This window comes from Tengunoibacter tsumagoiensis, from assembly GCF_003967535.1.
Lineage (GTDB): Bacteria > Chloroflexota > Ktedonobacteria > Ktedonobacterales > Ktedonobacteraceae > Tengunoibacter > Tengunoibacter tsumagoiensis.
Genome location: NZ_BIFR01000002.1, coordinates 1,821,871 through 1,848,457 on the forward strand (window position 1 = coordinate 1,821,871; position 26,587 = coordinate 1,848,457).

Sequence of the window (26,587 nt, forward strand, 5' to 3'; positions counted from 1 at the left end):
CGCATCCTTCTTACTCATCATGACTCGCGTGTACTATGTTAATCGCCTTTGATATTATAGTAGTTGGCAGTACCCGTATTGGAAACCGCACTGTTTTTGACCTGTTGGATGATCTGAGAGCTCGCAGATGTCTTTTTGATCTGATTGAGAAGTTCCTGAGCCAATCTGACCAGTTCTGCATCCTGAGGAAGTTGCGTTGCCGTAATCTCTTCTACCAGCACAGCCTGGCGGCCCTGTGAGGCGGGCGATGCCTCTAATTCGGTCAGAGCCTGGGGGACTTTAGGATGCTGTGGATGGACTTTCTCCAGTAGCCGTGTTTTCAAGGCGGTATAAGCAGTGCTGATAGCAGAACTCGTTGCTTCAGTGACAGCGTTCGTGGCCCCTGCACTAATCGCTGTAATCAAGGCGAAACTAACCGGGTCCATACAAAATACAACCTTTCTTTAGAAGATTCTATTTCAAGCGATGCATTATAAAATCGTTTGTGTGCAAACAAGAAGACGGCAATTATTTCTTGCTCTATCTATCAAACGTGTTAAAGAGGCAAAATTAACATGATGAACAGAACCCTACATTCAATTCACGTAGATGTTGACTCATTTCTATCGCCTGGATGGGGGGCCTCATGCCCAATCAGCAAGGGCATTATTTTAGAGAGCGGAAAAATAGGGCCAGATCTGACCGCTTTTCATGCGATACTCTGATTATAAATTTGAGTCGCTACATTTGAGTTGCTATATTTGAAAGGGCACATCATGACCGCACAGCCTTTTAAGACCATCATCCTTGAGCTCTTACGACAGGGTCATCGTGATGAAGAAGCTTTCTGGCAGGATTTAAATGAGTCTGAACGCACTGCGATTGGAACCTTCGAGCACTGGTCTGCTAAAGATCACATCGCTCATCGGACGTTCTGGCATCAGAACCTTATCCTGAAATTGACGGCTATAGCCCATCAACAGGAGCTCCCTCCCGACATTGAAGATGAGGAACTGAGTAACAGGAGTACATTTGAAAAGTATCAGCAGTATCCGTGGTCAGATATTCACAGTGAATCCGAGCGCGTCTATGCCGAACTCATCAAGCTAGCTGAAGAACTCAGTGAAGAAGATCTGACCAGCTCTACTCGCTTTGCGTCAATTTCTGGCGAACGACCATTGTATACAGCTTTCCTTGGCAGTTGCTACGAGCACGATCAGGAACATCTTGCACAGTATTATGCCGACCATCACGACCTTCCACGAGCAATTCAGATCCGTGAGAATTGCGTCAATAGAATTCTTCAGGCTGAGCTACCAGAATGGGTCAAAGGAAGCTTTCTCTATAATCTCGCCTGCTTTTACGCCCAACAGAACCTGCAAGAGAAGGCACTTACGCTCTTACAGGAAGCGTTCATCCTCTCCCCTCGTCTCAAAGACCGATCACTCAACGATCCTGAACTGATCACATTGCGCGATCAACTGGCTTAAATAATAGGGGTCCCAACTTAGAAACCTCCATAGACAAAGGATTCCTGAGTTGGGAGCGGAAGTATAGTATTAGGCAGAACACCTTCACCTTCACTTGCGTCCGATGCAAGTGTCGCGTTAAGCCACTCTGGCATTTGTTCCATAAATATTTGCTCCTATCTCTTATAAAGTGTCTATTTGGAGCGCATTTCGCCTGAAATAGCCTCTTTTTATCAAACTGTAAAGGGCACGTCCTCGTTTGACCGAGTAGGATACGCTACTTCTAACACAAGGCTTGCTCCCACCTTTAGGAGATCAACTTATGGTACCGACGATCATCAGCAAAACGGCGCCTGTAGCCCCTCAAGAATATCATAGAGCGCAAGCCTGACTTAGCCCAGCCTTACATATTGATGCCGTCTCCCAACAAGAAGCGAACGTGCCTCTTTGGAATACCACTTTAAAGTGCCAGATGGGCACGTTCGTTTCCCGTTTATTCAATGACCGCATTGAAGAGGGAGAAGAAGAATGAATAACTGGTCCTGATGGAGAGAGTTTGGACAGCAGGACCTGAAAAGGATGAATAGAGTAGAGAAAACTGCTCCACTGCTCTCATGAAAATCGTGTCTCTGAGAGCATTAGGCGTGTCTCCTGGGCCTCTCCTGCCAGGATTTGACGATAAAGTTGGGCAATACTGGCCGCAGTTACTATTCCCAACGTTTTCTGAGACGATGTAACATAATCCTGCTCAACCACAAGAGCCCAACTAACACGCGCACTTGTTAATTGTTCAAGTGCCTCATCAAGAGGTGCATCAGCATCTATAGTGAGTATATGCGTATGCATAATCTCTTGAGCTGTCTGCTGAGAGCGTTGGTCGATAGGAATCGTTTGAATATCTGCCAAGGTTACAATACCCTGTAGATTCCCTTCGGAATCGATAACTGGAGCCCCAATCAAGACCTCATCGGCAAGTTGCAGCTCTATGACAGCAACAGTCTGTTGAGGCGAAAACCATAGTTTTAATTCAGACATGGCCTGACGCACAGCCAGAGTAGACAGAAGTGGGAACGACATTTGCAGACGATGCGCGGGAGAATCTGCTCGTGAATTCAACTGACTCCCATAAATGGTATCTTTCCCTACTAATATTGATGCAATACTCACTGCAATCATGGCAGGGGCAAGTAAGGAAAGGTTACCAGTCATTTCAGCTACCATGAGCATAATAGCGAGTGGAGCATGAGCAATTCCTCCAAAGAGCGCCATCATAGCCACAATGACAAAGGGTCCTGGAATCTCGGGTACCCCTGGAAAAACATGGTAGCTCAAGCGCCAGACAATCGCACCAACCATCCCGCCAATCACCATACCAGGGCCAAAGATACCACCAGAACCACCTGATCCAACGGTCAGCCCAGTGGTGAGAATCTTCACAAACGGCAATAAAAGAATAACCCAGAGAGGAAGTGAAAGCAGACCAACGCCCATGCTAACCTGCACCCAACCATACCCCATGCCAATAGCCTGAGGAAGCACCAACCCAATTAATCCAACAAGCAGACCACCAAGAGCAGGTTTTAGCCATCCTGGGAGTGGCAGACGATGAAATTGATGCGTTATCCCATAAAATCCATGTGCATAGAACCGACCAATGAGGCCACAAAGAATACCAATAACGACATAGTAGAGCAACTGTGGAGGGGAACTAAATGCCAGATTCGTAGGCACAGAGAAAATAGTATGCCATCCAGAATAAGCGCCAAAAATACTATATCCAACAATCGAAGCCATTAAGGCAGGCATGATAGCCTCCACTTCCAGGTCATCTTTATAGAGAATCTCAGCTGCCAGAATGGCCCCTCCCAGCGGAGCACTAAAAATAGCTCCAATCCCAGCACCCATGCCAGTTGCAAGTGCAATCCGTCGATCCTGAATATTTAGATGAAGGATGTTGGCTAAGATAGAACCAAAACCAGCACTGATTTGTGCAGCTGGTCCCTCACGACCAGCCGAACCTCCTGTCCCAATTGTGATAGCCGACGCAATCAGTTTGATCAATGGAATACGCGCTCTGATAGATGTTCCCTCATGAAAAGCCTTAATGGCTGCATCTGTCCCATGGCCTTCGGCCTCCGGAGCCCAGGTAAACACAATCAGGCCAGCGACCAGCCCCCCGAGCGTTGTAACAACGGGTAGCAACCAGGGACGCGCCGAACTCCAGAAAGACATCACGCTGGTGGCCCCTTCACCAGCAGGGCTGGGCTGAGTGTATCCAATAATTCCTTCGATAAACCAGCTATTGGCAATATGAATGGCACCATAAAAGAGAATAGCCCCTAATCCAGCCACAATCCCAATCAATGTGCTTAAAATCAACCACTTCAACAGATAACGAGGGCTTTCAAAGCCGTGTTGCAGCTGCCAAAAGCGGAACAAACGTCGCGAAAAATGTGCTTCCATCGTAGACTCTGACTCTATGCGCATTCTTGACTCTCCATCTCTACTGCTGTACAAAAAAACAATACATAGCCTGCAAGTTTTTTGATGAGTGGGCGACCACTCATTATAAAGACATAAAAATCCAGGGAGGTATAATCTGTTTTGGGTAAGCTATTTCACCAATGTACATGCATAGTATAGAACATAAATGGGCAGCTGGTCAATTTCTTCATTTCAGAGTGTGCCGATGACAATCTTCACGATACACTTTCTGGATAGCAACGCCGGTGCAGTCTGGTTGGGAGAGCCTGACAATTTTGGATCCATAAGATAAAAGGAGCAAGTATCTTAAAGATCAGGAGGAAGGGAGAAGCCCCTTAAGCACCAGTTTGGAGATCAGATTTGCCTGCGAGAGAATCTTCTGTTCGGATTGTCCCAATACAATCGCTGAGAGGATATATGACTCAGTAAGCGAAAGGATCATGAGTGCTGTGGCCTCGACATCCGAACATTCAATCTCTCCACGTGCCTGGCTCTGTTCCAGTAGCAAGGCAATAGTTGTCACATAATCACGCAAAAGCCTGGTTGCCTCCGCTTGAAAAGAGCGATTGACGCCATAAAGCGCACTCATATATACATTGAAGCTATCTCGTTCCTGTTGAGCAAGGCGAGCAAAGGCACCAAAAAGCCATTCCAATCGCTGCTCAATAGTCCCATCCTGTGCCAGAGCCGTCCGAATCGCTGCAATATGCTCTTGAGCTATCAAGCGCAACATTGCCAGAAATAGTTCACGTTTATTTTCGAAGTAAAGATAGATTGTTCCTTTGCCAATACCAGCCTGTTCTGCAATAGTATTAATATTTGCTTGATCAAAACCAAGTCGCGCAAATTCGCTGGCAGCCTGATGAATAATGTGGCGACGAGTTGCCTCACGCATCTGTTCGTCTACTATTTTTGGCAATCTCGCCTCCTCATAACACATTTACTAGCATCTATCCCTATACTGGGTGGCCAGTCATTCAGGATGTTACTATACTCTGCTTGCAGATTCTGTGTCAAGCAAACATTTTCGATAAACGAGGTCTCAGTTCTGTCTCCAATGATGGGCGGATCCTTCGACACCTATACTGCCGAGTTGCCTGGGACAGCCGACGTGCATCTTGTAGGTCGCATTACTGGTAGACCTTGTTTGTTAGATCCTCCCCTCAGGACTTGCTTGTCAAAGACTATTCGATGCCAATAGGGGCTGCTTCGCTGGCTTTGACGGCACGACGTACCATCGGCATGGCAAGACACATGGCTACGATACCCAACAGGAAGATGGCTGCTCCTACCAGGAAGGGAACGCTCCTGCCAAGATAGCCATAGGCCCAACCCGCGAGCAATGGCCCAACGATCAGACACAATGACTGTATCGATTGGCTGCTACCGTTGACAACTCCCTGGTCTTCAGGTGGCGTCATGCGCGAGAGCAGGCCACGCGAGGCCGGTTCGATTAAGCCTGAACCAATCCCCCAGAGCGCGATCATTGCGAACATAAAAAGGGGAAAGGGATAGATGGCGAGCAGGGTCAGAGACACATACGAGGCCGCGACACAGATCAGTCCACTAATGGTCAGTGCAGCCTCAGAGAAGCGCTTGAGCAACATTCCACTGAGCACGCCTTGCATCAGAATATCTACACACCCAACGCCAAGCATCATGTAGCCGATCTGTTCGGCATGCCATCCCAGTGTATCAATGGCTAGTATGCCATTGAGTCCACCTAGTATGGCCGAGAAGGGCAGGGTATAACAGAACATGACGATCAAAAGCCAGAAGATCTGCTTCATCGTAAAAATTTTGACAAAATGTTGCAGCGGATTAAAGACGGAGCGGTCGAATTGCGACTGCGCTCGCTGCTCTTTGCTCAGGCTCTCTGGTAGAGCGAACAATCCGAGCACGATATTGAGCAGCGTGATGCCCGCCGCCGCGTAGAGGGGCGCGGAGATCCCAAAGCGTGCCAGGAAGCCACCCATCACGGGGCCAAGAATAAAGCCCACACCAACCATGGCTCCAAGTTGCCCGAAGTATTTCCCACGATCCTCTGGCCTGGTCACATCGGCAATGTAGGCCGCGAGGATGCTGAAGTTGCCACCCGTAATCCCATCTATGACTCGCCCTAAAATAAGTACCCACAGAGCCCCACCGATGCCCATCAGGAAATAGCCAATGGCTGAACCCAACAGACAGAGCAGCAGCAGCCAGCGCCGTCCCCAGATGTCGCTGAGAGCTCCCAATACGGGAGCCGCAAACAACTGGCACAGCGCATAGATCGAAGTGACCCAGCCCATCGTCACAGCGACATTCGCTTGAGCAACGTAGGGGCGAACCAGGAAAGGCACTACCGGACTGATAATACCAAAGCCAATCGCACTGAGCAGGGCCGTTATCATCATAAAGATGAGTGCCTGTGTTCCTAGAGCACTCTTTTTTGTCGGGGTCTCTTCGTACACTCCTTCTTGTTGTACGTCTGTTTGCATCCCTCTATCCTTTCAAAAATTGCGCTTTTTGCTTTCCCATTTCTTGGCTCGCAGAAAGATTTCTATCAGCAATGGAGCCTGCAAGGATAGTAACATGCATCATTCACTCCCTTTGGAGTGACAACTGATGACATGTCGTCCAGATGAGGGGTAATACGTAGACCTATACCATCACGATATGCTGTCTTCTCGTGATGAACTACTTACTCTCACCTCTGCCTCTGATGGACAAATCCTTCTAGCCATGGTATATTACTTAGGCGAGTAAAAACTCGCTTTATCGAACAATTGTACAAGTAAAAAATCGTGTTGTCAAGGGATCTGGCGAAGAAAAACGCTATCGGACTTTACAGGCAAGGGATAAATTGACAGGATTCTATGGACCAGCAGAAAGATGCCCAACCAATCCAGCGACGGGCACGCGGATTACAGCGCATGGCTTCCATTCTGGATGCAGCTGAAACGGTCTTTGCACACATGGGCTATGAAGAAGCCACGACCAATCATATTGCCGCCCAGGCTGCCATCTCTCCTGGCTCCCTTTATCAATTCTTCTCCAACAAAGAGGAAATTGCTCTGGCTCTGGCGAGCAGATATACGGAGGAACTCCGACAAGCCTATGATACTGTTTTTTCCGTCGAGAGGGCAGAGCTTCCCTTCTCTCTCTGGTTGGATCAAGTCATTGATACCCTGCTCGCGTTTCATCTGGCCCATCCAGCGTTCCACATCCTCTTAACTACTCCTGTCTCTTCGCGCGTGACAAAGCTTACACATGCATTACCGCAAGAACTGCAATCCCACTTTGAGATCGGCTTACAGAGGCGTGCTCCAGCCCTCACTTCAGCGCAATGCAGCCTGAGCGCTCTGATGAGCGTCCAGATCTTTAAAGCGGCGCTCCTGCTGATCCTGCAGGAAGAAGAGGAGAGAAAAAGGCTGATCGTCCAGGAACTGAAAAATGCGTTACACCGATACCTTGAACCTTTCCTCAGTTGAGACCAGATGCAACGAGGTTGTCCTCATCGGCTCGCGGGAAGCGGTTTTTCCAGGCTTAGTAGAAACGCTTCTTATGTTTCACGCTCTTTCCTAACAGGCTCATTCACACAAAACAAAGGCTATAAGAATAAACAAAGAGACTTCCTGGCCTGTTACAGGCCAGGAAGTCCAGGGGTCGGCTGGAAAATTCTTCTTTATTTGCTGGCTTCGATGGGTTGGACTTCTTTGAGTTGTACCCAGTGCTGCTGTGCACGTCTGGCACGACTCATGGTAAGCACGCTCACCGTGAGAAAGCTAAAGAATGATGCTGAACACATAAAGATTCTCCAGGTCTGCGAATTCCATTTAGACAAGGCGTTGAACCTCCTCTTCAGACATATTCTCAATCTCTTCCAGAATGGTGACTTCTACTGCCAGGGAGAGGTCTCCGATGGTTGGTGCTTCAAACAGGGCTGAGAGCGGTAGATTCACCTGAAAGTGCTGACGGAGACGAGAGATCAATTGCGTCCCCATGAGTGAATGCCCACCAAGCTCAAAGAAGTTGTCATTGACACCAATCTGCTCGATTCCTAGTAGTTCGGTCCAGATCTTTGCCATGGCACACTCGATCTCACTTTCAGGCGCGATATACTCAGTCATAAGCTTTGGACGCGCATAAGCCAGACTGGCAAGTTGACGATACTCCTGAATCTTTTGTACGATGACAGAGATAGAGAAATCTTTACTCCCAGCCACTAACCACTGGAAGTCTAATGGCGAGACATAGACTTGTGGCAAGCGGTAGGTCAGGATGCGCTCAAATGCCTCCATTCCATCGGGAAAGTCGATGCCAAATTTCAAGCGACGCTCTTTAAAGTAGGCCTGTGCCTCTTCAGGGAAACCTTGCAGGCCTGATTGCCAGGCATCCCACTGCCACTCGCCCCAATCGATGGCCAGGGTGACTCCATGCCGGGCATGGTTCTTGCGTGCGTATGCATCCAGGAATGCATTGGCCGCGCAATAGTCAATCTGACCAGGGCCGGCTGTTGTCGAGCTCATTGATGAGAAGATAACCAGAAAATCTAGCTGTTGCCCCTCGAGAGCTCGTTCAAGAACCATGGTTCCACGTACTTTTGGAGCCAGTACTCTGGCCGCCATCTCAGGTGTCTTGAGTTGAATGACGCCCGATGGAGGTAGGCCAGCTGCCTGGATCACGCCATTCAGTGGACCAAAGGTTTGTGTTGTCGTCTTGATGACCTGGGCCATCTGGCCTTCATCGGTTACATCTGCGGCCAGGGTGAGAATCTGTGCTCCTTCTGACTCCAGATCAAGTATCTGGCGCACCTGCCGACCTATACCAGCTTCGTCACCGTGTTCTTGCAGGATACGCTCCCAGGATTGACGAGGTGGCAGGCCAGAACGGCTGGTCAGGACCAGCTTTGCCTGCTGGGTATGGAACAGATGGGCCGCAACGGCGAGGCCAATTCCTCCCAATCCACCCAGGATGAGGTAGACTCCGTTCTTGCGCAGGATTGGCGCTGGCTTTGACTTGTGTTGAAGCTTTACAGGGGCAAATGTCTGCACCCAGCGGTGCACACCACGGAAAGCAACCATACGATCAGAAAGCTCTGGCTGCGTCAGCTCTCCCAGCAACTGATCAAGCAATTGATCCTCACTCCAGCTGCCCGGGCGAGGAAGTGTAATATCGATACTACGACAGCGAATAGTTGTGTATTCCTGGGCAATGACGCGGCAGGGGCCAATAATGGTGGCTTTGGCGGGACAGATACAATCAGTACCAGTGACGTCTTGCAGATGATTCGAGATGGCTGAAATCTCACAGCCCGCCAGGTCCTGGTCGCCCAGTGCTTGTGTGAGCGCCATCAGGCTATAAAAACCAAGCTCGATGATGCGGGTGGCAAATTCTTCTGTCTCACGGTCGATGTTAAAGTTATCGGTGACTGTCCAGGCATGGATAAGGCGATCAGGATGGAGCCCCTGTTCACGAAGATGCTTGAGCAGTGCGTTATAGTCAGCTCGCTCTCCAGGTCGGACGCTATAATTACCAGCCACTTTGTGGGTAAATTCTCGACCAGGAATGACGGTGACGACCTTCTGCTGGTATTGTTCAAGGCGCTCTTTTAATGCGAGACCAATGCCACAGCCATCGATAAACACGACCCAGCAGCGATTCTCAGGAGCTGGTACGTCGATATCAAATGGCATTAATGGAATGGACTGCTTCCAGGATGGAACAGAGAACCAATCGGTGATATCTGAGAAGCGATCCATATCATTGCCAGAGATGGCATCCATGGGGGAAAGCGCTTTTGTAGCGGTCTGTGTTGGCGCGAGCTTTTTCGGCTCGATCCAGTAGCGCTGGCGCTGGAAGGGATAGGTTGGCAAGGGGATACGGCGACGGACCTCTTTGCTCCAGAACTGGCTCCAATCGATCGTTCCTCCCGCTAACCAGAGCTTGCCCACCGCTGCCAGCAGGACCGCCTGATCCTCCTGTCGCTCCTGGCGCGCTCGCAGCGTGGTGATCACCGTCGCTCCTGGCTCGCTCTCACTTGTGGCGCTGATCTGCTGATGCACAAACGACCCCAGGCTATGCCCCGCTCCGATCTCCATCAGCAATGGGTTCCCCTGCTCCCACAGCGTCTGAATCCCTCGGGCAAAGTGCACTGTCTCGCAGAGATGACGGCCCCAGTACTCGCCATCAAAGAGCTCCTGCTCGCTGATCCAGTCGCCCGTCACATTGGAGATGTAGGGGATGCTCGGCAACTGAACGGAGAAACCGGCTGCCAGCTCGTTCAGCTCGTCGCGGATTCCGGCTAACTGGCGCGAGTGGAAGGCATGGCTGGTCTGCACGCGACGATGACTGATGCCCTGCTCGCTCAAACGCGCTTCCAGCTCGGCGATGGCTTCGATTGTGCCCGCCAGCACGCATTGCTGTGGACTGTTGATGATCGCCAGGTCTATCTCTTCGCTGAGATACGGCGTCGCCTCGGCCTGTCCCAGCGCCACCGCCAGCAGCCGACTCTCGGGCAGCGAGGCGATCAACTGCGCTCGACGACAGACCAGGTGCAGCGCATCGGGCAGGCTCAAGACGCCGGCCACCGCCGCCGCAACATACTCACCTAACGAATAGCCCAGCAGCGCCTGCGGGCGAATGCCCCAGGAGAGCAGCAGCTGCGCCAGGGCATATTCGATCAGGAAGACCGCTGGTTGCGCATACTGCGTCTGCTGTAAACGCTGCTCTGCTTCGCTCTGCGGAGCTGGCGTCGCTCCATTGCGTCCCAACAGGGCACGCAGGTCCAGCCCGGCGGTCGTCGTCGCCTCCTCTCCCGTTGGGAAGAGCAGGGTGCGCAGATCCAGCTCGAGCCAGGGGCGAGCCAGCTCTGCGCCCTGATCCACAATCTGCTGGAAGAGCGGTTCCGCCTGATAGAGTGCTCGTCCCATGCCCACATACTGCTCTCCGACTCCTGCAAAGAGCCAGGCGACGGGACGCTCTTTGTCATCGCCCACCAGGCTCCATTGCTGCTTGCCATCGCTGCCGGTGGCTTCCAACAAGGTGATCGCGTCCTCAGTGGAGCGAGCCAGCACCAGGTTGCGATACTCAAAGCGATGGCGTCCACGCTGTAAGGTATAGGCCACATCGGCCAGTGGATCGGTTCCCTGCGTCAGGGCCGTGTGCAGATTGGTGCGCGCCTGCGCGAGCGCCTCGGGCGTGCGAGCCGAGAGGGGCAAGAGCTGCCAGGGTCGCGAAGGTCCGGTCGCGGGCTGGATGGGAGCCTCTTCCACCACAATATGGACATTGGTCCCGCCCATGCCCAGGGAGTTGACACCCGCTCGACGGGGAGCGGTGCTGCGTGGCCACGGTCGCAGCCTGGCGTTAACAAAGAAGGGACTGGTCTCAAAATCGATCTCGGGGTTGGGGGCCTCATAGTGCAGAGTTGCCGGAATCTGCTCGTGCTTGAGGGCCAGAACGGTCTTGAGCAGACCCGAGACGCCTGCCGCACGATCCAGATGGCCGATATTGGTCTTCACCGAGCCGATGGCACAGTAGCCAACCTGATCGGTCTGCTGACGAAAGGCGCGGGTCAGCGAGGCGACTTCGATGGGATCGCCCAGTTCGGTGGCGGTTCCATGGGCTTCGATATAGCTGATGGAGTCGGCGGAGACGCCTGCCACCTGCAAGGCGGTGGAGACGACCTGCGCCTGACCAATCACGCTGGGAGCGGTATAGCTGACCTTGAGAGATCCGTCGTTATTGATGGCGGAGCCTTTGATGACCGCATGGATCGTATCGCCATCGGCCAGGGCATCGGAGAGGCGTTTGAGCACAATCACCCCTACCCCATCACCAAACATGCTGCCTTTGGCTCGGGCATCAAAGGTTCGGCAGTGACCATCCGGCGACTCCTGTCCACCCTGATGATACAGATGTCCTTCTTTAACGGGAATATGAATGGAGACGCCACCTGCTAAGGCTATGTCGCACTCGCCATTGAGCAGGCTCCGGCTGGCCAGATGGGTAGCGACCAGCGAGGTCGAGCAGAAGGTCTGGACGGCAAAGCTGGGTCCTTTCAGGTTCAGTTTGTATGAGACGGCAGTGGTCAGCGAGTCCTTGTCATTGCCAATAACGAGCTGATAGTTATTGGCTGAGTTCATGATCTCGGGCTGGGCCAGCAATCCATACATATAAGTGCTGATATTGGTCCCGCCAAAGACACCAATCAGGCCTTCATAGCTCAGGCTATCATAGCCCGAATGCTCGACAGCCTCCCAACAGCACTCTAAGAAGAGGCGATGCTGGGGGTCCATCATCTCGGCTTCGCGAGGACTATAGCCAAAGAATGAGGCATCAAAATGTTCAACATCGTTGAGAACCGGGCGTGCCCGTACATAGTTTGGCTGACGGAAGACCTCTGGAGCCACTCCTGCTGCCAGCAATTCCTCATCGGTAAAGACTGAGATTGACTCAATTCCATCGTGAAGGTTCTGCCAGAACTGCTCCAATGTATCAGATCCAGGAAAACGTCCTGTCATGCCAATGATGGCAATTCCTTCTGTACCCACCTGCAAGCGTGCCTGCTGGCGGCGCTGCTCAAGCAGATCTTGCTGTGCAGTTGGAACGTTGGAGGTGCTCGGACGCAGATAGCTAGCCAGTGCACTAATGGTTGGCGCTTCGAACAGTGCCACCGCCGGAATCTGTACTTTGAATATTTTTTTGATTCTTGAGAGCAGTTGGAGGCCCATCAGAGAGTTGCCGCCAAGATCAAAGAAATTATCGTGTAAGCCAACCTGTGGAACACCAAGGATCTGTTTCCAGATCTCAATGAGACGCTGTTCGTAGTCATCGCGTGTAGGGATTGCAGCTCTTGTGGTATTCTCTATTTTGACGCTTGCATCTGGAGTGGGCTCGGTCTCTTCCAGGGTCTCTAACCGGATCCATTGGCGGATACGATCCTCCAGATTCCCAGTTGAGTTGACGATCTGTGCATAGTTCGAGGTGTGTAAGACACGTAAGAAAGCGTCTATCCCTTCAGCCGGTGTCATCTCATAGACTTCAATAGTGGCACCCAATACACCATGCGCTTGCTCTTTAACATGCCACATATCCCAGTTGATGCTCAGCCAGGGGGTTGTCGAGCTCTGATTATGTCGATAGGTGTAGGCATCAATAAATGCATTCGCTGCTGTGTACGCTGCAAAGCCCAGACCACCCAGAATTGCCGAGAGTGAGGAGAAGAGCACGCAAAAGTCCAGCTTCTGCTTCTGTAAAGCCTGCTCCAGGGCAAGCAATCCATAGACCTTGGGCTGGAAATGCTGCTCAAAGATGTCGCGGCTGGCTTCTTGCAGACCGCCAAAGGCTTTCTCATCAGAGATGCCCGCCGCATGAATGACCCCATGCAGTGCACCAAAGTGAGCAATCGCTGTAGCAATAGCCTGTTCGAGCTGGCTGCTGTCTGCTACATCCGCTTTGAGCACCAGTACGGAGGCTCCTAGCTCTTCCCAGTGCTGAACCTGACGAATGAGCAGACTGGTCCGCTCTGCTTCAGTATGTTCATCTAACCAGCGAGCCCAGGTAGAACGCTCGGGGAGAGCACTACGGCTGAGCAGGACCAGACGCGCCTGTACCGTTCGTGCCAGATGCTCTGCAAGCAGTTGCCCAACACCGCCCAATCCTCCCGTAATCAGGTAGACTCCCTGCTGGCGCAGTCTGCTCTGTGTGACAGGAGCAGCCAGAGCGATGTGCTGAAAGTGTTGCTCATAGCGCTGCCCATCGCGATAGGCCACAAGCGGTGAGCTGGCCGGTGCACAAAGCTCTGCCAGGAGAAGCTTCTGTTGTCGAGCTCGTTCTTCAGCGTCCGCATCAAGCGCAAACACGCTATCAATGACACGCGCTGTGATATTGAGATATTCCTGGGTCAATACCTTGCAGCTAGCAACCAGAGGAGCATGCTCCGGGTGCAGGTTCTCGGTTCCGCTGACACTCTGCGTCTGATTGGTGACGACGATGACCTGTAAAGGTTCGCTATCTCCAATCGCCTCTAACGCCTGGATCAGCCAGAGCAGACTGTAGAGGCCAGGATTTTGCTGGGTGCGAACGGTGGCTGGTGTCAGGTGTTCAAAGATAGTTGAGGCGATGCTCCATCCATGAACAATAGTTGCTGGTCGCTGGTTCAGGGTGTGCAGTTGTTGACCCAGGATCTCGAAGATCTCATGCTGACCTGCTGGCAGGCGATACGAACGTTCAGCTACCTGCTCATATCGTGCTCCAATGGAGACGCGAATCACGTGCTCGCCCTGCGCTTCAAGGCTCTGTGCCAGCGGCTCTAACCAGCCAGTCTCATCAAGCAGGAAGAGCCAGGGGCCACGACTGGTCGTTGCTCCATCCGGGGCCAATGAGGCTTTCTGCCAGGTTGGGATGTAAAACCAATCAGCCGGATCACTGTACTTTATTGGCTTCTTCTCGGACTTAGAGCCAGACGTTATCCCCTGTGCGGACGCCTTCTTCGGAGCATCAATCCAGTAGCGCTGCCGCTGGAATGGATAGGTTGGCAATGGAACAAGCAGACGCTGTTCTTGATTCCAGTAGCGTTGCCAGTCGCTTGTGACTCCTGCCAGCCAGAGCTTGCCGATTGCTTCCAGAAAGACCGTTAAGGCAGAGCCTGTCTCCTGTCGTGCACGTAACGTGGGGATAATCGTCAAAGGTGTCTCTTCAGTGAGAACGCTGGCTAGCTGCTGATGGGCAAAGGAGGCCAGGCTCCGTCCTGGTCCAATCTCCAACAGGACAGGATGGCTCTGCTCCCAGAGCTGCTGGACGCCCTGTGCAAAATAGACTGTTTCACAGAGATGGCGGCCCCAATAGGTGGCATCTTGCGCCTGCTGATCGGTAATCCAGGTTCCAGTGACATTTGAGAGATAGGGAATCTGGGGGGCCTGGAGCGTGAAGCTGGCAACCAGCTTGATCAGTTCACGACGGATCGGCTCCATTTGAGCTGAATGGAAGGCATGGCTGGTCTGCAAACGGCGATAACTGATCCCCTGTTCGTTTAGCCGGGCCTCCAGTTGCTCAATGGCTTCGGTGCTGCCCGCCAGGACAGATTGCTGTGGACTGTTCACAATGGCAAGCTGGATCTGGTCGCTGAGATAGGGTTGAACAGCGTCCTGTGGCAAGGTGACTGCGAGCATACTACTTTTGGGTAAGGTGGAGATCAGTTGTGCTCGACGCGCAACAAGCTGTAACGCATCTGGCAGCGCTATGACTCCGGAGACGGCTGCTACAACGTATTCTCCCAGTGAATAGCCCAGTAGCGCCTGTGGCTGATAGCCCCAGGAGAGCAGGAGTTGCGCCAGGGCATATTCAATGATAAAGATGGCTGGCTGGGCATACTGTGTCTGCTGTAAGCGCTGCTCGGCCTCGCTCTGCGGAATTGGTTTTGCTCCATTCCGACCCAGTAAGGAGCGCAGATCCAGGCCAGTCTGTGCCTCCTTGTCTGCTTCTTCTGCTGGGAAGAGCAGCGTGCGCAGATCCAGGCCAATCCATGGTCGCGCCAGCTCACAACACTCATCGACAATCTGGCGGAATGCACTCTCTTGTTCGTACAGCTCTCGCCCCATGCCAATATATTGCTCACCCACCCCTGCAAAGAGCCAGGCAACTGGACGATCACGCAAGGTCTGATTCGCTGTCAGGACACGCTGTGGAGCGCGGGATTGCAGAGCAGCGATGGTATCGGCATGATCTTTCCCGACGACTGCAAGGCGATGATTAAAAGCGTTACGACCAATCTGTAAGGTATAGGCCACATCAGCCAGATTCTGCTCGGGATGGCGCTGCAAGTGTCTGACAAGATTATCAGCCGCATCCTGCAAAGCAGCCTCCGACTTAGCCGAGAGGAGAAGGAGATGCTCAGAATGGGCGCTGTCGCTGCTCATACGTTCGGGGGCTTCTTCCAGTACAACGTGAGCGTTCGTGCCACCCAGACCAAAGGAGCTGACGCCAGCGCGGCGAGGGGCTCCGTTTTGTGACCAGAAGGTTGGTCGAGTGTTCACATAAAATGGGCTGTTCCCAAGATCGATATCGGCATTGGCCTGCTGAAAATTCAGGCTTGGAGGGAGCAACTTATGATAGAGAGCCAGCGATGTTTTGATGAGGCCCGTTACGCCTGAGGCGCGATCAAGATGACCGATGTTGGGCTTTACGGAGCCAATCGCACAGAACTGTTTGGCATCGGTACTCAAACGGAAGGCTTTGATCATGGCGGCAAGTTCAATCGCATCGCCCAACATCGTTGCCGTACCGTGTGCCTCCAGATAGTTGATGGATTCAATGGGCACGCCAGCATTGCCAATGGCTTCCGCGATTACTTCGCTCTGTCCGTCCAGTCCTGGGGCTGTATACCCCACGCGAACGCTACCATCATTGTTCACGGCTGAACCACGAATGATCGCGTAGATATGATCGCCGTCCTCTACCGCCTCCTCAAAACGCTTTAACGCAACGACGCCAATTCCATTCCCCATGACACTTCCCTGTGCCTGAGCATCAAACGTGCGACATTCCCCATCGGGTGAGACAATCCCTCCATTTTCATAGAGATACCCGCTCTCCTGAGGCACGGTGATCGCAACACCACCGGCCAGGGCGATATCACATTCATAGTTGAGAAGGCTCTGGCTGGCGAGATGGACGGCAACAAGAGAGGTTGAACAGAAGGTCTGAACCGCGATGCTTGGCCCTTTCAGGTTCAATTTATAGGAGACGGTGGAGGCCAGCGAGTCGCGCTCATTACCGACGGCGATCTGTAATTTACCGGCCAGTTCCATGACTTCAGGATTGCCATACAGATTATTCAAGAGGTATGAACAGAAACCAGAGCCTGCAAAGACGCCAACCAGCCCTTTTCCTTTCTCTGTGGCATAGGCCGCTCCTTCCAGGGCTTCCCAGGCGCATTCCAGAAAGAGACGGTGCTGCGGGTCCATAATCTCAGCCTCACGAGGCGTGAAGCCGAAGAATGAGGCATCAAACTGATCGAGATTCTCGACCATTGTTCCAGCTTTGACGTAGTTTGGATCGTTGAGCAGTGCCGGGTCTACCCCGGCACGCTCTAATTCTTCGGAGGTGAAACGTCGAATAGATTTGATTCCTGTCGCTATATTTTCCCAGAAGGTCTCGACATCCCCTGCTCCTGGAAAACGTCCCGACAGGCCAACAATGGCTAGAGCATTGCTGTACGCTGAGTCATAAGAAGTTGAGCTAGTCATAAATGCACATCACCTTTACTTCGTTCGGCTAGGCCTGCTATCACGCATGCGATGCTTAAGGGACTCTCTACGCTTTTCACCACGATCCTGACGATCCTCAACAGCGACTGAGGACTTGTTCTGGGTCAGGAATTGAGTCATCGCTCCTACAGAAGGTGCTTCATATAAGACATAGGAAGGAATGACGTCAATGGTCAGTTCTTGCTTCAGGCGGGTAATAAGATCAATACCTACGAGTGAGTTGCCTCCTAATTCAAAGAAGTTGTCATGTATACCAATCTGGGAGACACCCAGGACCTCTTGCCAGACTGCTGTGACGCGCTGCTCCATCTCGTTCCGTGGCGCGACGTAGGAGGTTGCCAGGGCTGGTCGGCTATGAACGGGCCGAGCCTGTGTCCCCTGGCGCGCTTTCTGCAACATGGTGGCGGCAGTAAAGGCCGAGCTGAGTTGTACAATGGCGCGAAAGTCTTGCGTTGAGACGACGACCTGTGATAGCCCACTGGCCAGGATCCGGCTCATCGCTCTGCTTCCATCGTTGAATGGGATACCAAAGCGCTGACGATGTTGTTTGAAGAACGTCTGTGCGTCGATATCGTATCCACTTAAGCCCTGCTGCCAGGCATTCCATTGCCATTCGCCCCAGTTGATGGCAATGGTTCGTCCATGCCGCAAAGCATTTTGCTGCGCATACGCATCCAGGAAGGCATTGGCTGCACAGTAGTCAACCTGTCCAGGTCCCCCTCCTGTGGCTGAGGTGATGGAGGAGAAGAGGACCAGAAAGTCCAGGTCGATTCCCTGTAAGACCCGTTCAAGGATGTATGTCCCCTGAACTTTGGGGGCCATTACCTGTTCAGCCTGGTGCGAGGATTTCAGTTGCATCAGGCCAATTCCTGGCACGCCTGCCGCATGAATGACTCCATGTAGGGTTCCAAAGAGCTCCTGTGCCTGCTGAACGGCCTGGCGCATCTGAGCTTCATTCGCGACATCTGCTGGTACAATCAGCACTTCTGAGCCATATTCTTCAATCTGAAGAAGCTGGCGAATCTGTCGGCTGACGGTCTGGTTGTCATCATGATTCGCGATAATTGCTGGCCACTCGCCTCTGGGTGGCAGAGCCGTACGCGAGATGAGCACCAGGCGAGCCTGCACACGTTCGGCGAGATAGTGGGCCAGTCCCAATCCAATTCCTCCCAGACCACCAGTGATGAGATAGGTTCCTTTCTCGCGCAACGGTACGGTCTCTTCATAGGCGTCTGTCAATTGCAATGGCTCAAATGTTTGAACCCAGCGATGCTGGCCTCGTAAAGCTACCAGCGTCTGTTCATTGGGGGCCAGCAGTTCACCAATCAATTGACGATGTAACAGGTTCTGTTGATGCTGATTGGTTGGCAGTACAAGATCAATCGTACGGGTACTCAGGGTTGGATACTCTAATGGAATGACGCGATAAGGACCAATAATGGCCGCTTTGGCCGGGTTGATGCGTTCGTTGCCAATGACGCTCTGTACATCATTGGAGATAATGGCGATCTCACAGGCTTCTGGCCGCAACTCTCCTAAGACTTGCGTGAGCAATAGAAGGCTGTGGAAGCCCTGCTCCAGAGCGTTTGTTGGATCGAGCGCTTCCCGACTGACGCTCCACAGGTGCACAATTCGTTCCGGGAAGGTTCCCTGGTCGCGCAGGTGTTTGCAGAGTGCTTCATAATCAGTTCGGCTCTTCGGTTGGATTCGATACTGTGTGCCGTCTACCTGGAAGGCTGATCCTGGCCGCACAATGCTGACTTGCTGTTGCTGCTGTTGTAACTGAACGTGTAGTGCCTCGCCAAGCCCTGAGTCATCGGTGAAGATCAGCCAGTTCTGCGATTGAAGGACGGCTCCCTTTCCGATTGGAGGTAGATGGGGAGAGGTCTGCTTCCAGCCCGGTACATAGAACCAGTCGGAGAGCTCTTCTTTTTTCAGACTGCTTAAGGCCGCTTCGGCTGAGGTGGGAGCCTCAGCAACAGGCTTTGCGGGCGCTGCATGTGTTACATCGATCCAGTAGCGCTGGCGCTGGAAGGGATAGGTTGGCAAGGGGATACGGCGACGGATCTCTTTGCTCCAGAACTGGCTCCAATCGATCGTTCCTCCCGCTAACCAGAGCTTGCCTACCGCTGCCAGCAGGACCGCCTGATCCTCCTGTCGCTCCTGGCGCGCCCGCAGCGTGGTGATCACCGTCGCTCCTGGCTCGCTCTCACTTGTGGCACTGATCTGCTGATGCACAAACGACCCCAGGCTATGCCCCGCTCCGATCTCCATCAGCAACGGGTTCCCCTGCTCCCACAGCGTCTGAATCCCTCGGGCAAAGTGCACTGTCTCGCAGAGATGACGGCCCCAGTACTCGCCATCAAAGAGCTCTTGCTCGCTGATCCAGTCGCCCGTCACATTGGAGATGTAGGGGATGCTCGGCAACTGAACGGAGAAACCGGCTGCCAGCTCGTTCAGCTCGTCGCGGATTCCGGCTAACTGGCGCGAGTGGAAGGCATGGCTGGTCTGCACGCGACGATGACTGATGCCCTGCTCGCTCAAACGTGCTTCCAGCTCGGCGATGGCTTCGATTGTGCCCGCCAGCACGCATTGCTGCGGACTGTTGATGATCGCCAGGTCTATCTCTTCGCTGAGATATGGCGTCACCTCGGCCTGACCCAGTGCCACCGCCAGCAGCCGACTCTCCGGCAGCGAGGCGATCAACTGCGCTCGACGACAGACCAGGTGCAGCGCATCGGGCAGGCTCAAGACGCCGGCCACCGCCGCCGCAACATACTCACCCAGCGAATAGCCCAGCAGCGCCTGCGGGCGAATGCCCCAGGAGAGCAGCAGCTGCGCCAGGGCATACTCGATCAGGAAGACCGCTGGCTGCGCATACTGCGTCTGCTGTAAACGCTGCTCTGATTCGCTCTGCGGAGCCGCCGTCGCTCCATTGCGTCCCAACAGGGCACGCAGGTCCAGCCCGGCGGTCGTCGTCGCCTCCTCTCCCGTCGGGAAGAGCAGGGTGCGCAGATCCAGCTCGAGCCAGGGGCGAGCCAGCTCTGCGCCCTGATCCACAATCTGCTGGAAGAGCGGTTCCGCCTGATAGAGTGCTCGTCCCATGCCCACATACTGCTCTCCCACTCCTGCAAAGAGCCAGGCGACGGGACGCTCTTTGTCATCGCCCATCAGGCTCCATTGCTGCTTGCCATCGCTGCCAGTGGCTTCCAACAAGGTGATCGCGTCCTCGGTGGAGCGAGCCAGGACCAGATTGCGGTACTCAAAGCGATGACGTCCACGCTGTAAGGTATAGGCCACATCGGCCAGTGGATCGGTTCCCTGCGTCAGGGCCGTGTGCAGATTGGTGCGCGCCTGCGCGAGCGCCTCGGGCGTGCGAGCCGAGAGGGGCAAGAGCTGCCAGGGCCGCGAGGGTCCGGTTGCGGGCTGGATGGGAGCCTCTTCCACCACCACGTGCACATTGGTCCCGCCCATGCCCAGGGAGTTGACACCCGCTCGACGGGGAGCGGTGCTGCGCGGCCACGGTCGCAGGCTGGCGTTGACAAAGAAGGGACTGGTCTCAAAATCGATCTCGGGGTTGGGGGCCTCATAGTGCAGACTGGCCGGGATCTGCTCGTGCTTGAGGGCCAGAACGGTCTTGAGCAGGCCCGAGACGCCCGCCGCACGATCCAGATGGCCGATATTGGTCTTCACCGAGCCGATGGCACAGTAACCAACCTGATCGGTCTGCTGACGAAAGGCGCGGGTCAACGAGGCGACTTCGATGGGATCGCCCAGTTCGGTGGCGGTTCCATGGGCTTCGATATAGCTGATGGAGTCGGCGGAGACGCCCGCCACCTGCAAGGCGGTGGAGACGACCTGCGCCTGACCAATCACGCTGGGAGCGGTATAGCTGACCTTGAGGGAACCGTCGTTATTGATGGCGGAGCCTTTGATGACCGCATGGATCGTATCGCCATCGGCCAGGGCATCGGAGAGGCGTTTGAGCACGATCACTCCTACCCCATCGCCAAACATGCTGCCATGCGCCTGGGCATCAAAGGTTCGGCAGTGACCATCCGGCGATTCCTGTCCGCCTTCCTGATAGATATGGCCTGATTTGTAGGGTACACGTACTGAGACGCCGCCCGCCAGGGTCATATCGCACTCGCCGTTGAGCAGGCTTCGACAGGCCAGATGGGTGGCGACCAGCGAGGTCGAGCAGAAGGTCTGGACGGCAAAGCTGGGTCCTTTCAGATTCAGTTTGTATGAGACGCCCGTGGTTAATGAATCCTTATCGTTGCCAATAACCATCTGATAATCATTCACGGTCCCAACCAGATCAGGTCGGCGCATCAGGCCCAGCATATAGGTACTGATATTGGTGCCACCAAAGACACCAATCAGACCTTCATAGGAGAAACTATCATAGCCTGCATGTTCCAGCGCTTCCCATGAGCTTTCGAGGAAGAGGCGATGCTGTGGGTCCATTAATTCAACTTCACGAGGGCTATAGCCAAAGAAGCCCGCATCAAAGTCTTCGACTCCCTGAAGAATGGGACGCGCTTTCACAAAATTGGGCATCTGGAGCATCTCTGGCGCAATACCTACCTCCAGCAATTCTTCATCACTAAAAAAGGTGATGGACTCCACACCATTGCGGAGGTTCTCCCAGAACTGCTGAATCGAACTGGCACCAGGGAAACGACCAGCCATACCAATAATCGCAATGCCCTCGGTTCCTGTCTGCTGCCGCGCCTGCTTACGGCGCTGCTCAAGCAGATCCTGCTGTGCTGTTGGCACCACTGGCGTAGCTGGACGAAGATAACTTGCCAACGCGCTCACGGTTGGTGCCTCAAAGAGGGCGACGGCTGGAATCTGGACCTTGAAGCTTTTCTTGATCCGGGCCAGAACCTGGAGACCCATCAGGGAATTGCCGCCAATATCAAAGAAGTTATCATGCAGGCCAACGGACTCTACACCCAACACTTTTTTCCAGATCTCAATAATCTGCTGCTCGTAGTCGTCATTCAAGAGCAGACCCGGCTTGACGGATGGCTGGTCCTCAATGACCTGGCTCTGTACGGTCAGCCACTGGTTGATACGCGCTTGCAGATCTCCTGTCGAATGCACGACGCGGGTCCATTCATTGGTATGCAGGACGCGGGTAAAGGCTTCAATCCCTTCGGCTGGCGACATGGCATACGCTGCGACTGAGCTGCCTACGCCTTGCTCGATCACGCCAGGCACCAGCCAGGTATCCCAGTTCACGCTCAACCAGGGAGTCTGCTCTGGCTGCTCTAGCTTATATGCTGCGGCATAGGCATCCATAAAGCCATTGGCGGCGGTGTAAGCCGTAAAGCCCAGCCCACCCAGAACCGCTGAGAGGGAGGAGAAGAGCAGACAGAAATCCAATTTCTGTCCCGCCAGTGCTTCGCTAAGCGACAGAAGTCCATACACTTTCGATTGAAAATGAGCCTCAAAGAGCGCAACATCTGTCTCTTGAATGGGGGCAAAGGCTGTACGTGCGGTATAGCCAGCTGCATGAATGACTCCATGCAAGGCTCCAAAATGGTTATATGTTTGCTGGATGGCTTGCTTTACCTGATCGACATTGGCGACATCGACTTTGAGCACCAGGACTTCAGCGCCCAGTGTTTCCAGGGCCTGAATCTGGCGAATCTGCTGACTGATGCGCTCTGTTTCAGAATGTTCGTTCAGCCACTGCTGCCACTGTTCTCGTAGAGGCAGACCACTGCGTCCTACCAATACCAGACGAGCTTGCACTGTCCGAGCCAGATACTCGGCCAGGACCAGACCAACGCCACCCAGGCCACCGGTAATCAGATACGTTCCACGCTGACGAAGCTTGCTATGATCAGATGGGGCCGGAATTTTTGTTGGAAGATACTGCTGGATATAGCGCTTTTCGCCCCGATAGACCACAACTGGCTCAGTAACCGGAGAACTTACTTCAGCCAGCATCTGGTTGAGCCAGAGCCCGGTCGCTGGCTCACCATCCAACAGATGGCTATCGATAACGCGGACAGAGAAGTTCAGTTGCTCTTGTGCCAGCACCTTACTGGCAGCTACCAGTGCAGCATGTTCTGAAAAGAGTTGTTCACTCCCACTTACTGGCTGTGTTTGATTGGTCAGCACAGAGATCTGGATTGCTTCGTCGGCAATGACCTGTTCAAGGCCCTGCACTAACCAGAGCAGGCTATACAGTCCGAGCTCCTGACTGGCGCGGAAGCTCTCCTGATTCAGAGGGGTGGTACGCACTGTATCAAGGCTCCAACCATGCAGCACATGTGATGGGCGCAATCCTTGAGCTCGCAGCTTCTGGCCTAACGCAATAAATGCTTCGCGCTGACCAATGGGAAGACGATAGCTCCGCTCATCGATCTGTTCAAAGTGCTCACCACTCTGCACCCGAATAAGAGAGAGTCCCCGTTGCTCGAGGCGTTGCGCTATCTGTTCCATCCGCCCGCCTGCATCCTGCAAGAGCAGCCAGGGATGATCTGTGGAGAGCGATGCTGGGGGGAGCACAGACTCCTTCCAGCCTGGCAGATAGAACCAGTCCGCTGGATCTGGAGACTTACCATTCTTCTGAGCAACGTTTGCTACCTGGACACTTGCCGAACGGACTGAGCGTGGAGCCTCAATCCAATGGCGTTGACGCTGGAAGGGATAGGTTGGCAGAGGGATGCGCCGTCGTCGCTCACCGCCCCAGAAATGGCCCCAATCGACCGCGACATCCGCCAGCCATAAACGCCCGATACTCTCAAGCAATACCGTCAGGTCAGAGCGCCGTTCCAGGCGGGCCCGTAAGGTTGGAATAATGGTTAGAGGAAGATCCTGCGTTGAGCTCGCTCTCAATTGCTGATGCGCAAAGGAGGCCAGGCTCTGTCCAGGTCCAATCTCTAAGAGAACTGGCTGACCTTGCTCCCAGAGTTGCTCTACCCCCTGGGCAAATTGAACGGTCTCACAGAGATGACGTCCCCAATAGTGTGGATCAAGTGCCTGCTGCTCGGTGATCCAGGTACCAGTAACATTTGAGAGATACGGGATCTGCGGAACCTGAAGAGAGAAGCTGGCAACCAGTTGTGTCAGCTCATGACGAATCGGCTCCATCTGAGCTGAATGGAAGGCATGGCTGGTCTGCAGGCGTCGGCTACTAATCTGAAGGTTCTGGAGATGCTCCTCCAGACGCGCAATGGCCTCTGTGGAACCTGCCAGGACGCATTGTTGAGCACTATTAATAATGGCGAGATCAATCTGATCGCTGAGATAGGGCTGAATCTGTTCGACGCTTAAGGCCACGGCCAGCATACTACTGGAGGGCAGGGATGCAATGAGTTGACCACGACGGCAGACTAATTGGAGCGCGGCTGGAAGGGTAAAGACGCCTGCAACGGCAGCAGCTACATACTCTCCCAGGCTATACCCCAACAAGGATTGAGGGCGAATCCCCTTTGAGATCAGGACCTGAGCCAGTGCGTACTCGAGGATAAAGATGGCTGGCTGCGCATATTGTGTCTGCTGCAACAACTGCTCCTGCTCATTCTGAGGAGCAACTGCGTCAGAGCGTCCCAACAGGGCGCGGAGATCGAGAGCCGCTGCTTTCTTTGAAGCAGCAGTTTCGGCTGGAAAGAGGAGAGTGCGCAGATCCAGACCAAGCCAGGGTCGGGCCAGATCACAGCATTGATCAACGATCTGTTGGAACTCGCTAACTTGCTCGTAGAGCTCACGTGCCAGACCAACATACTGCTCACCAACCCCTGCAAACAGAAACGAGACCGGACGATTTAGCTGCTGAGGCACACTATCGTACAGGCGTGAAGAAGTCTCAGCCGTTAGAGCTTGGATGGCATCAGCGCGATCTCGGCAGACCAGAAGGCGTCGATGCGAAAAAACACGACGTCCAACCTGCAATGTATAGGCGACATCGGCCATCTCAATCTCGGGCGTCTGGTCGAGATGATACAAAAGATTTGTAGTTGCTTGCTCGAGAGCATCCTGGCTTTTGGCCGAGAGGAGCAGGAGATGCTGCTTCTGCTTGCCAGGATTGGCTGGCTGAACGGGTGCTTCTTCGACAATGACATGGGCGTTGGTGCCACCCAGGCCAAAGGCGCTGACCCCTGCGCGGCGCGGCTTCCTGGCATCGCTTTTCCATTCACGGAGCTGTGTATTGACAAAGAATGGGCTCTCTACCAGATCCACCTGGGGATTGGGGGCAGTGTAGTTCAGGCTGGGTGGAATCTGCTTGTGCTTAAGCGCCTGCACCGTTTTAATCAATCCTGTGACGCCGGCGGCGCGATCGAGGTGCCCAACATTCGTTTTGGCCGAACCAAGGGCGCAAAACTGCGTTTTATCGGTATGCTCACGAAAAGCCTTGAGAATGGCCGTGAGCTCAACAGCATCGCCCAGAGGGGTCCCGGTGCCATGGGCCTCAAGATAGTCGATGGTCTCTGCGCTGACATCCGCGTTTGCCAGAGCCTCAAGGATCACACCGGCCTGACCACGCACACCTGGAGCGGTAAAACCAACCTTCAAAGCGCCGTCATTGTTGATGGCTGAACCTTTAATCACTGCATGGATCGTATCGCCATCCGCTCGTGCATCCTCCAATCGTTTCAACAGGACGGCTCCCACGCCACTTCCCAGAGGAGCTCCATTAGCATGTGCATCAAAGGCACGGCAGCGTGCATCCGGTGAGGAGATTCCACCCTCTTGATAGCTGTAACCAGCTTTCTGCGGAACTGAGACCGCCACGCCTCCAGCCAGAGCCATATCGCAGTCTCCACTCAAGAGACTGGAGCATGCGATGCTGACGGCAACCAGGGATGTTGAACAGTAGGTCTGTACAGCATAACTGGGTCCTGTCAGGTTGAGCAGATAGGCAACTCGTGTTGTGAGTGAGTCTTTGTCGTTTCCCAGGACGACCTGCACCTGACCGGCATCCTCTAAGACCTCTTGATTAGGATAGATGTTATTGAGCAGATAGGTACTCAGTCCCGAACCAGCATAGATCCCAATCGGACCACTGTAGCGCTCCGGATCATAGCCAGCGCTCTCGAGGACCTCCCACGCGGTCTCTAGAAAGAGCCGCTGCTGAGGGTCCATGATCTCTGCCTCTTTTGGAGTCAGTCCAAAAAAGCTGGCATCGAACTGATCAACTCCGTCCAGGACGGCTCCCGCTTTGACATACGAAGGGTCTTGCAGCAGTTCTGGATCAACGCCCGCTTCCAATAATTCATCGTCAGAAAAGTGCGTAATGCTCTCAACACCATCACGCAGATTCTGCCAGAAGGCATCGACGCTATTGGCACCGGGGAAACGTCCGGCCATGCCAATAATGGCGATATCTGCACTGTCATCCTGTGCATCAAATAGCTCTGAATTACTCATAGTGCTAACTTTCTT

General features: G+C 53.7%; 10 protein-coding genes. 2 read left to right on the plus strand and 8 right to left on the minus strand.

Annotated elements, in window-relative coordinates; translation table 11 throughout:
- Nucleotides 1-38 precede the first annotated feature (38 nt).
- Entirely contained in the window at nucleotides 39-425 is a 387-nt protein-coding gene (locus EL628_RS27505) for a Het-E N-terminal domain-containing protein (protein ID WP_126583180.1), read from the minus strand.
- Nucleotides 426-755: 330 nt separating this feature from the next.
- On the opposite strand from EL628_RS27505, the gene EL628_RS27510 reads away from it, so the two are divergent.
- Nucleotides 756-1,469: a TPR end-of-group domain-containing protein gene (locus EL628_RS27510; protein ID WP_126583181.1), complete on the plus strand. Its 714-nt coding sequence runs from the start codon at nucleotides 756-758 to the stop codon at nucleotides 1,467-1,469.
- 17 nt (nucleotides 1,470-1,486) lie between these two features.
- On the opposite strand, the gene EL628_RS30910 is transcribed toward EL628_RS27510, so the two are convergent.
- The 4 genes from EL628_RS30910 to EL628_RS27535 form a co-directional block, all read right to left on the minus strand.
- Nucleotides 1,487-1,612: a hypothetical protein gene (locus EL628_RS30910; RefSeq protein ID WP_281276579.1), complete on the minus strand. Its 126-nt coding sequence runs from the start codon at nucleotides 1,610-1,612 to the stop codon at nucleotides 1,487-1,489.
- Nucleotides 1,613-2,060: 448 nt separating this feature from the next.
- On the minus strand, nucleotides 2,061-3,935 hold the full coding sequence (locus EL628_RS27520) for a chloride channel protein (protein ID WP_245994493.1): 1,875 nt from the start codon (nucleotides 3,933-3,935) through the stop codon (nucleotides 2,061-2,063).
- 310 nt (nucleotides 3,936-4,245) lie between these two features.
- Nucleotides 4,246-4,851 (minus strand): TetR/AcrR family transcriptional regulator, encoded by a 606-nt coding sequence (locus EL628_RS27525; RefSeq protein ID WP_161975822.1) that lies wholly within the window; start codon nucleotides 4,849-4,851, stop codon nucleotides 4,246-4,248.
- Nucleotides 4,852-5,116: 265 nt separating this feature from the next.
- The gene (locus EL628_RS27535; protein WP_126583184.1) at nucleotides 5,117-6,412 is read right to left on the minus strand and encodes an MFS transporter; all 1,296 of its coding nucleotides are present in this window, start codon (nucleotides 6,410-6,412) and stop codon (nucleotides 5,117-5,119) included.
- 378 nt (nucleotides 6,413-6,790) lie between these two features.
- On the opposite strand from EL628_RS27535, the gene EL628_RS27540 reads away from it, so the two are divergent.
- Entirely contained in the window at nucleotides 6,791-7,405 is a 615-nt protein-coding gene (locus EL628_RS27540; RefSeq protein ID WP_126583185.1) for a TetR/AcrR family transcriptional regulator, read from the plus strand.
- Nucleotides 7,406-7,599: 194 nt separating this feature from the next.
- On the opposite strand, the gene EL628_RS30915 is transcribed toward EL628_RS27540, so the two are convergent.
- Genes EL628_RS30915 through EL628_RS27550 form a run of 3 tightly spaced genes read right to left on the minus strand, consistent with a single transcriptional unit; the run spans nucleotide 7,600 to nucleotide 26,572 of the window.
- Nucleotides 7,600-7,722 carry a hypothetical protein gene (locus EL628_RS30915; RefSeq protein WP_281276580.1) on the minus strand — a complete coding sequence of 41 codons (123 nt, stop codon included), beginning with the start codon at nucleotides 7,720-7,722 and terminating at the stop codon, nucleotides 7,600-7,602.
- Nucleotides 7,723-7,750: 28 nt separating this feature from the next.
- Nucleotides 7,751-17,161: a type I polyketide synthase gene (locus EL628_RS27545; RefSeq protein ID WP_126583186.1), complete on the minus strand. Its 9,411-nt coding sequence runs from the start codon at nucleotides 17,159-17,161 to the stop codon at nucleotides 7,751-7,753.
- A gap of 15 nt (nucleotides 17,162-17,176) precedes the next feature.
- On the minus strand, nucleotides 17,177-26,572 hold the full coding sequence (locus EL628_RS27550) for a type I polyketide synthase (RefSeq protein ID WP_126583187.1): 9,396 nt from the start codon (nucleotides 26,570-26,572) through the stop codon (nucleotides 17,177-17,179).
- Nucleotides 26,573-26,587: the final 15 nt, after the last annotated feature.

What these genes read in the sequence shown, in the direction of transcription:
- EL628_RS27505 (WP_126583180.1), bottom strand. Translation starts at nt 425, where the DNA reads ATGGACCCGGTTAGTTTCGCCTTGATTACAGCGATTAGTGCAGGGGCC.
- EL628_RS27510 (WP_126583181.1), top strand. Translation starts at nt 756, where the DNA reads ATGACCGCACAGCCTTTTAAGACCATCATCCTTGAGCTCTTACGACAG.
- EL628_RS30910 (WP_281276579.1), bottom strand. Translation starts at nt 1,612, where the DNA reads ATGGAACAAATGCCAGAGTGGCTTAACGCGACACTTGCATCGGACGCA.
- EL628_RS27520 (WP_245994493.1), bottom strand. Translation starts at nt 3,935, where the DNA reads ATGCGCATAGAGTCAGAGTCTACGATGGAAGCACATTTTTCGCGACGT.
- EL628_RS27535 (WP_126583184.1), bottom strand. Translation starts at nt 6,412, where the DNA reads ATGCAAACAGACGTACAACAAGAAGGAGTGTACGAAGAGACCCCGACA.
- EL628_RS27540 (WP_126583185.1), top strand. Translation starts at nt 6,791, where the DNA reads ATGGACCAGCAGAAAGATGCCCAACCAATCCAGCGACGGGCACGCGGA.
- EL628_RS30915 (WP_281276580.1), bottom strand. Translation starts at nt 7,722, where the DNA reads ATGTGTTCAGCATCATTCTTTAGCTTTCTCACGGTGAGCGTGCTTACC.
- EL628_RS27545 (WP_126583186.1), bottom strand. Translation starts at nt 17,161, where the DNA reads ATGACTAGCTCAACTTCTTATGACTCAGCGTACAGCAATGCTCTAGCC.
- EL628_RS27550 (WP_126583187.1), bottom strand. Translation starts at nt 26,572, where the DNA reads ATGAGTAATTCAGAGCTATTTGATGCACAGGATGACAGTGCAGATATC.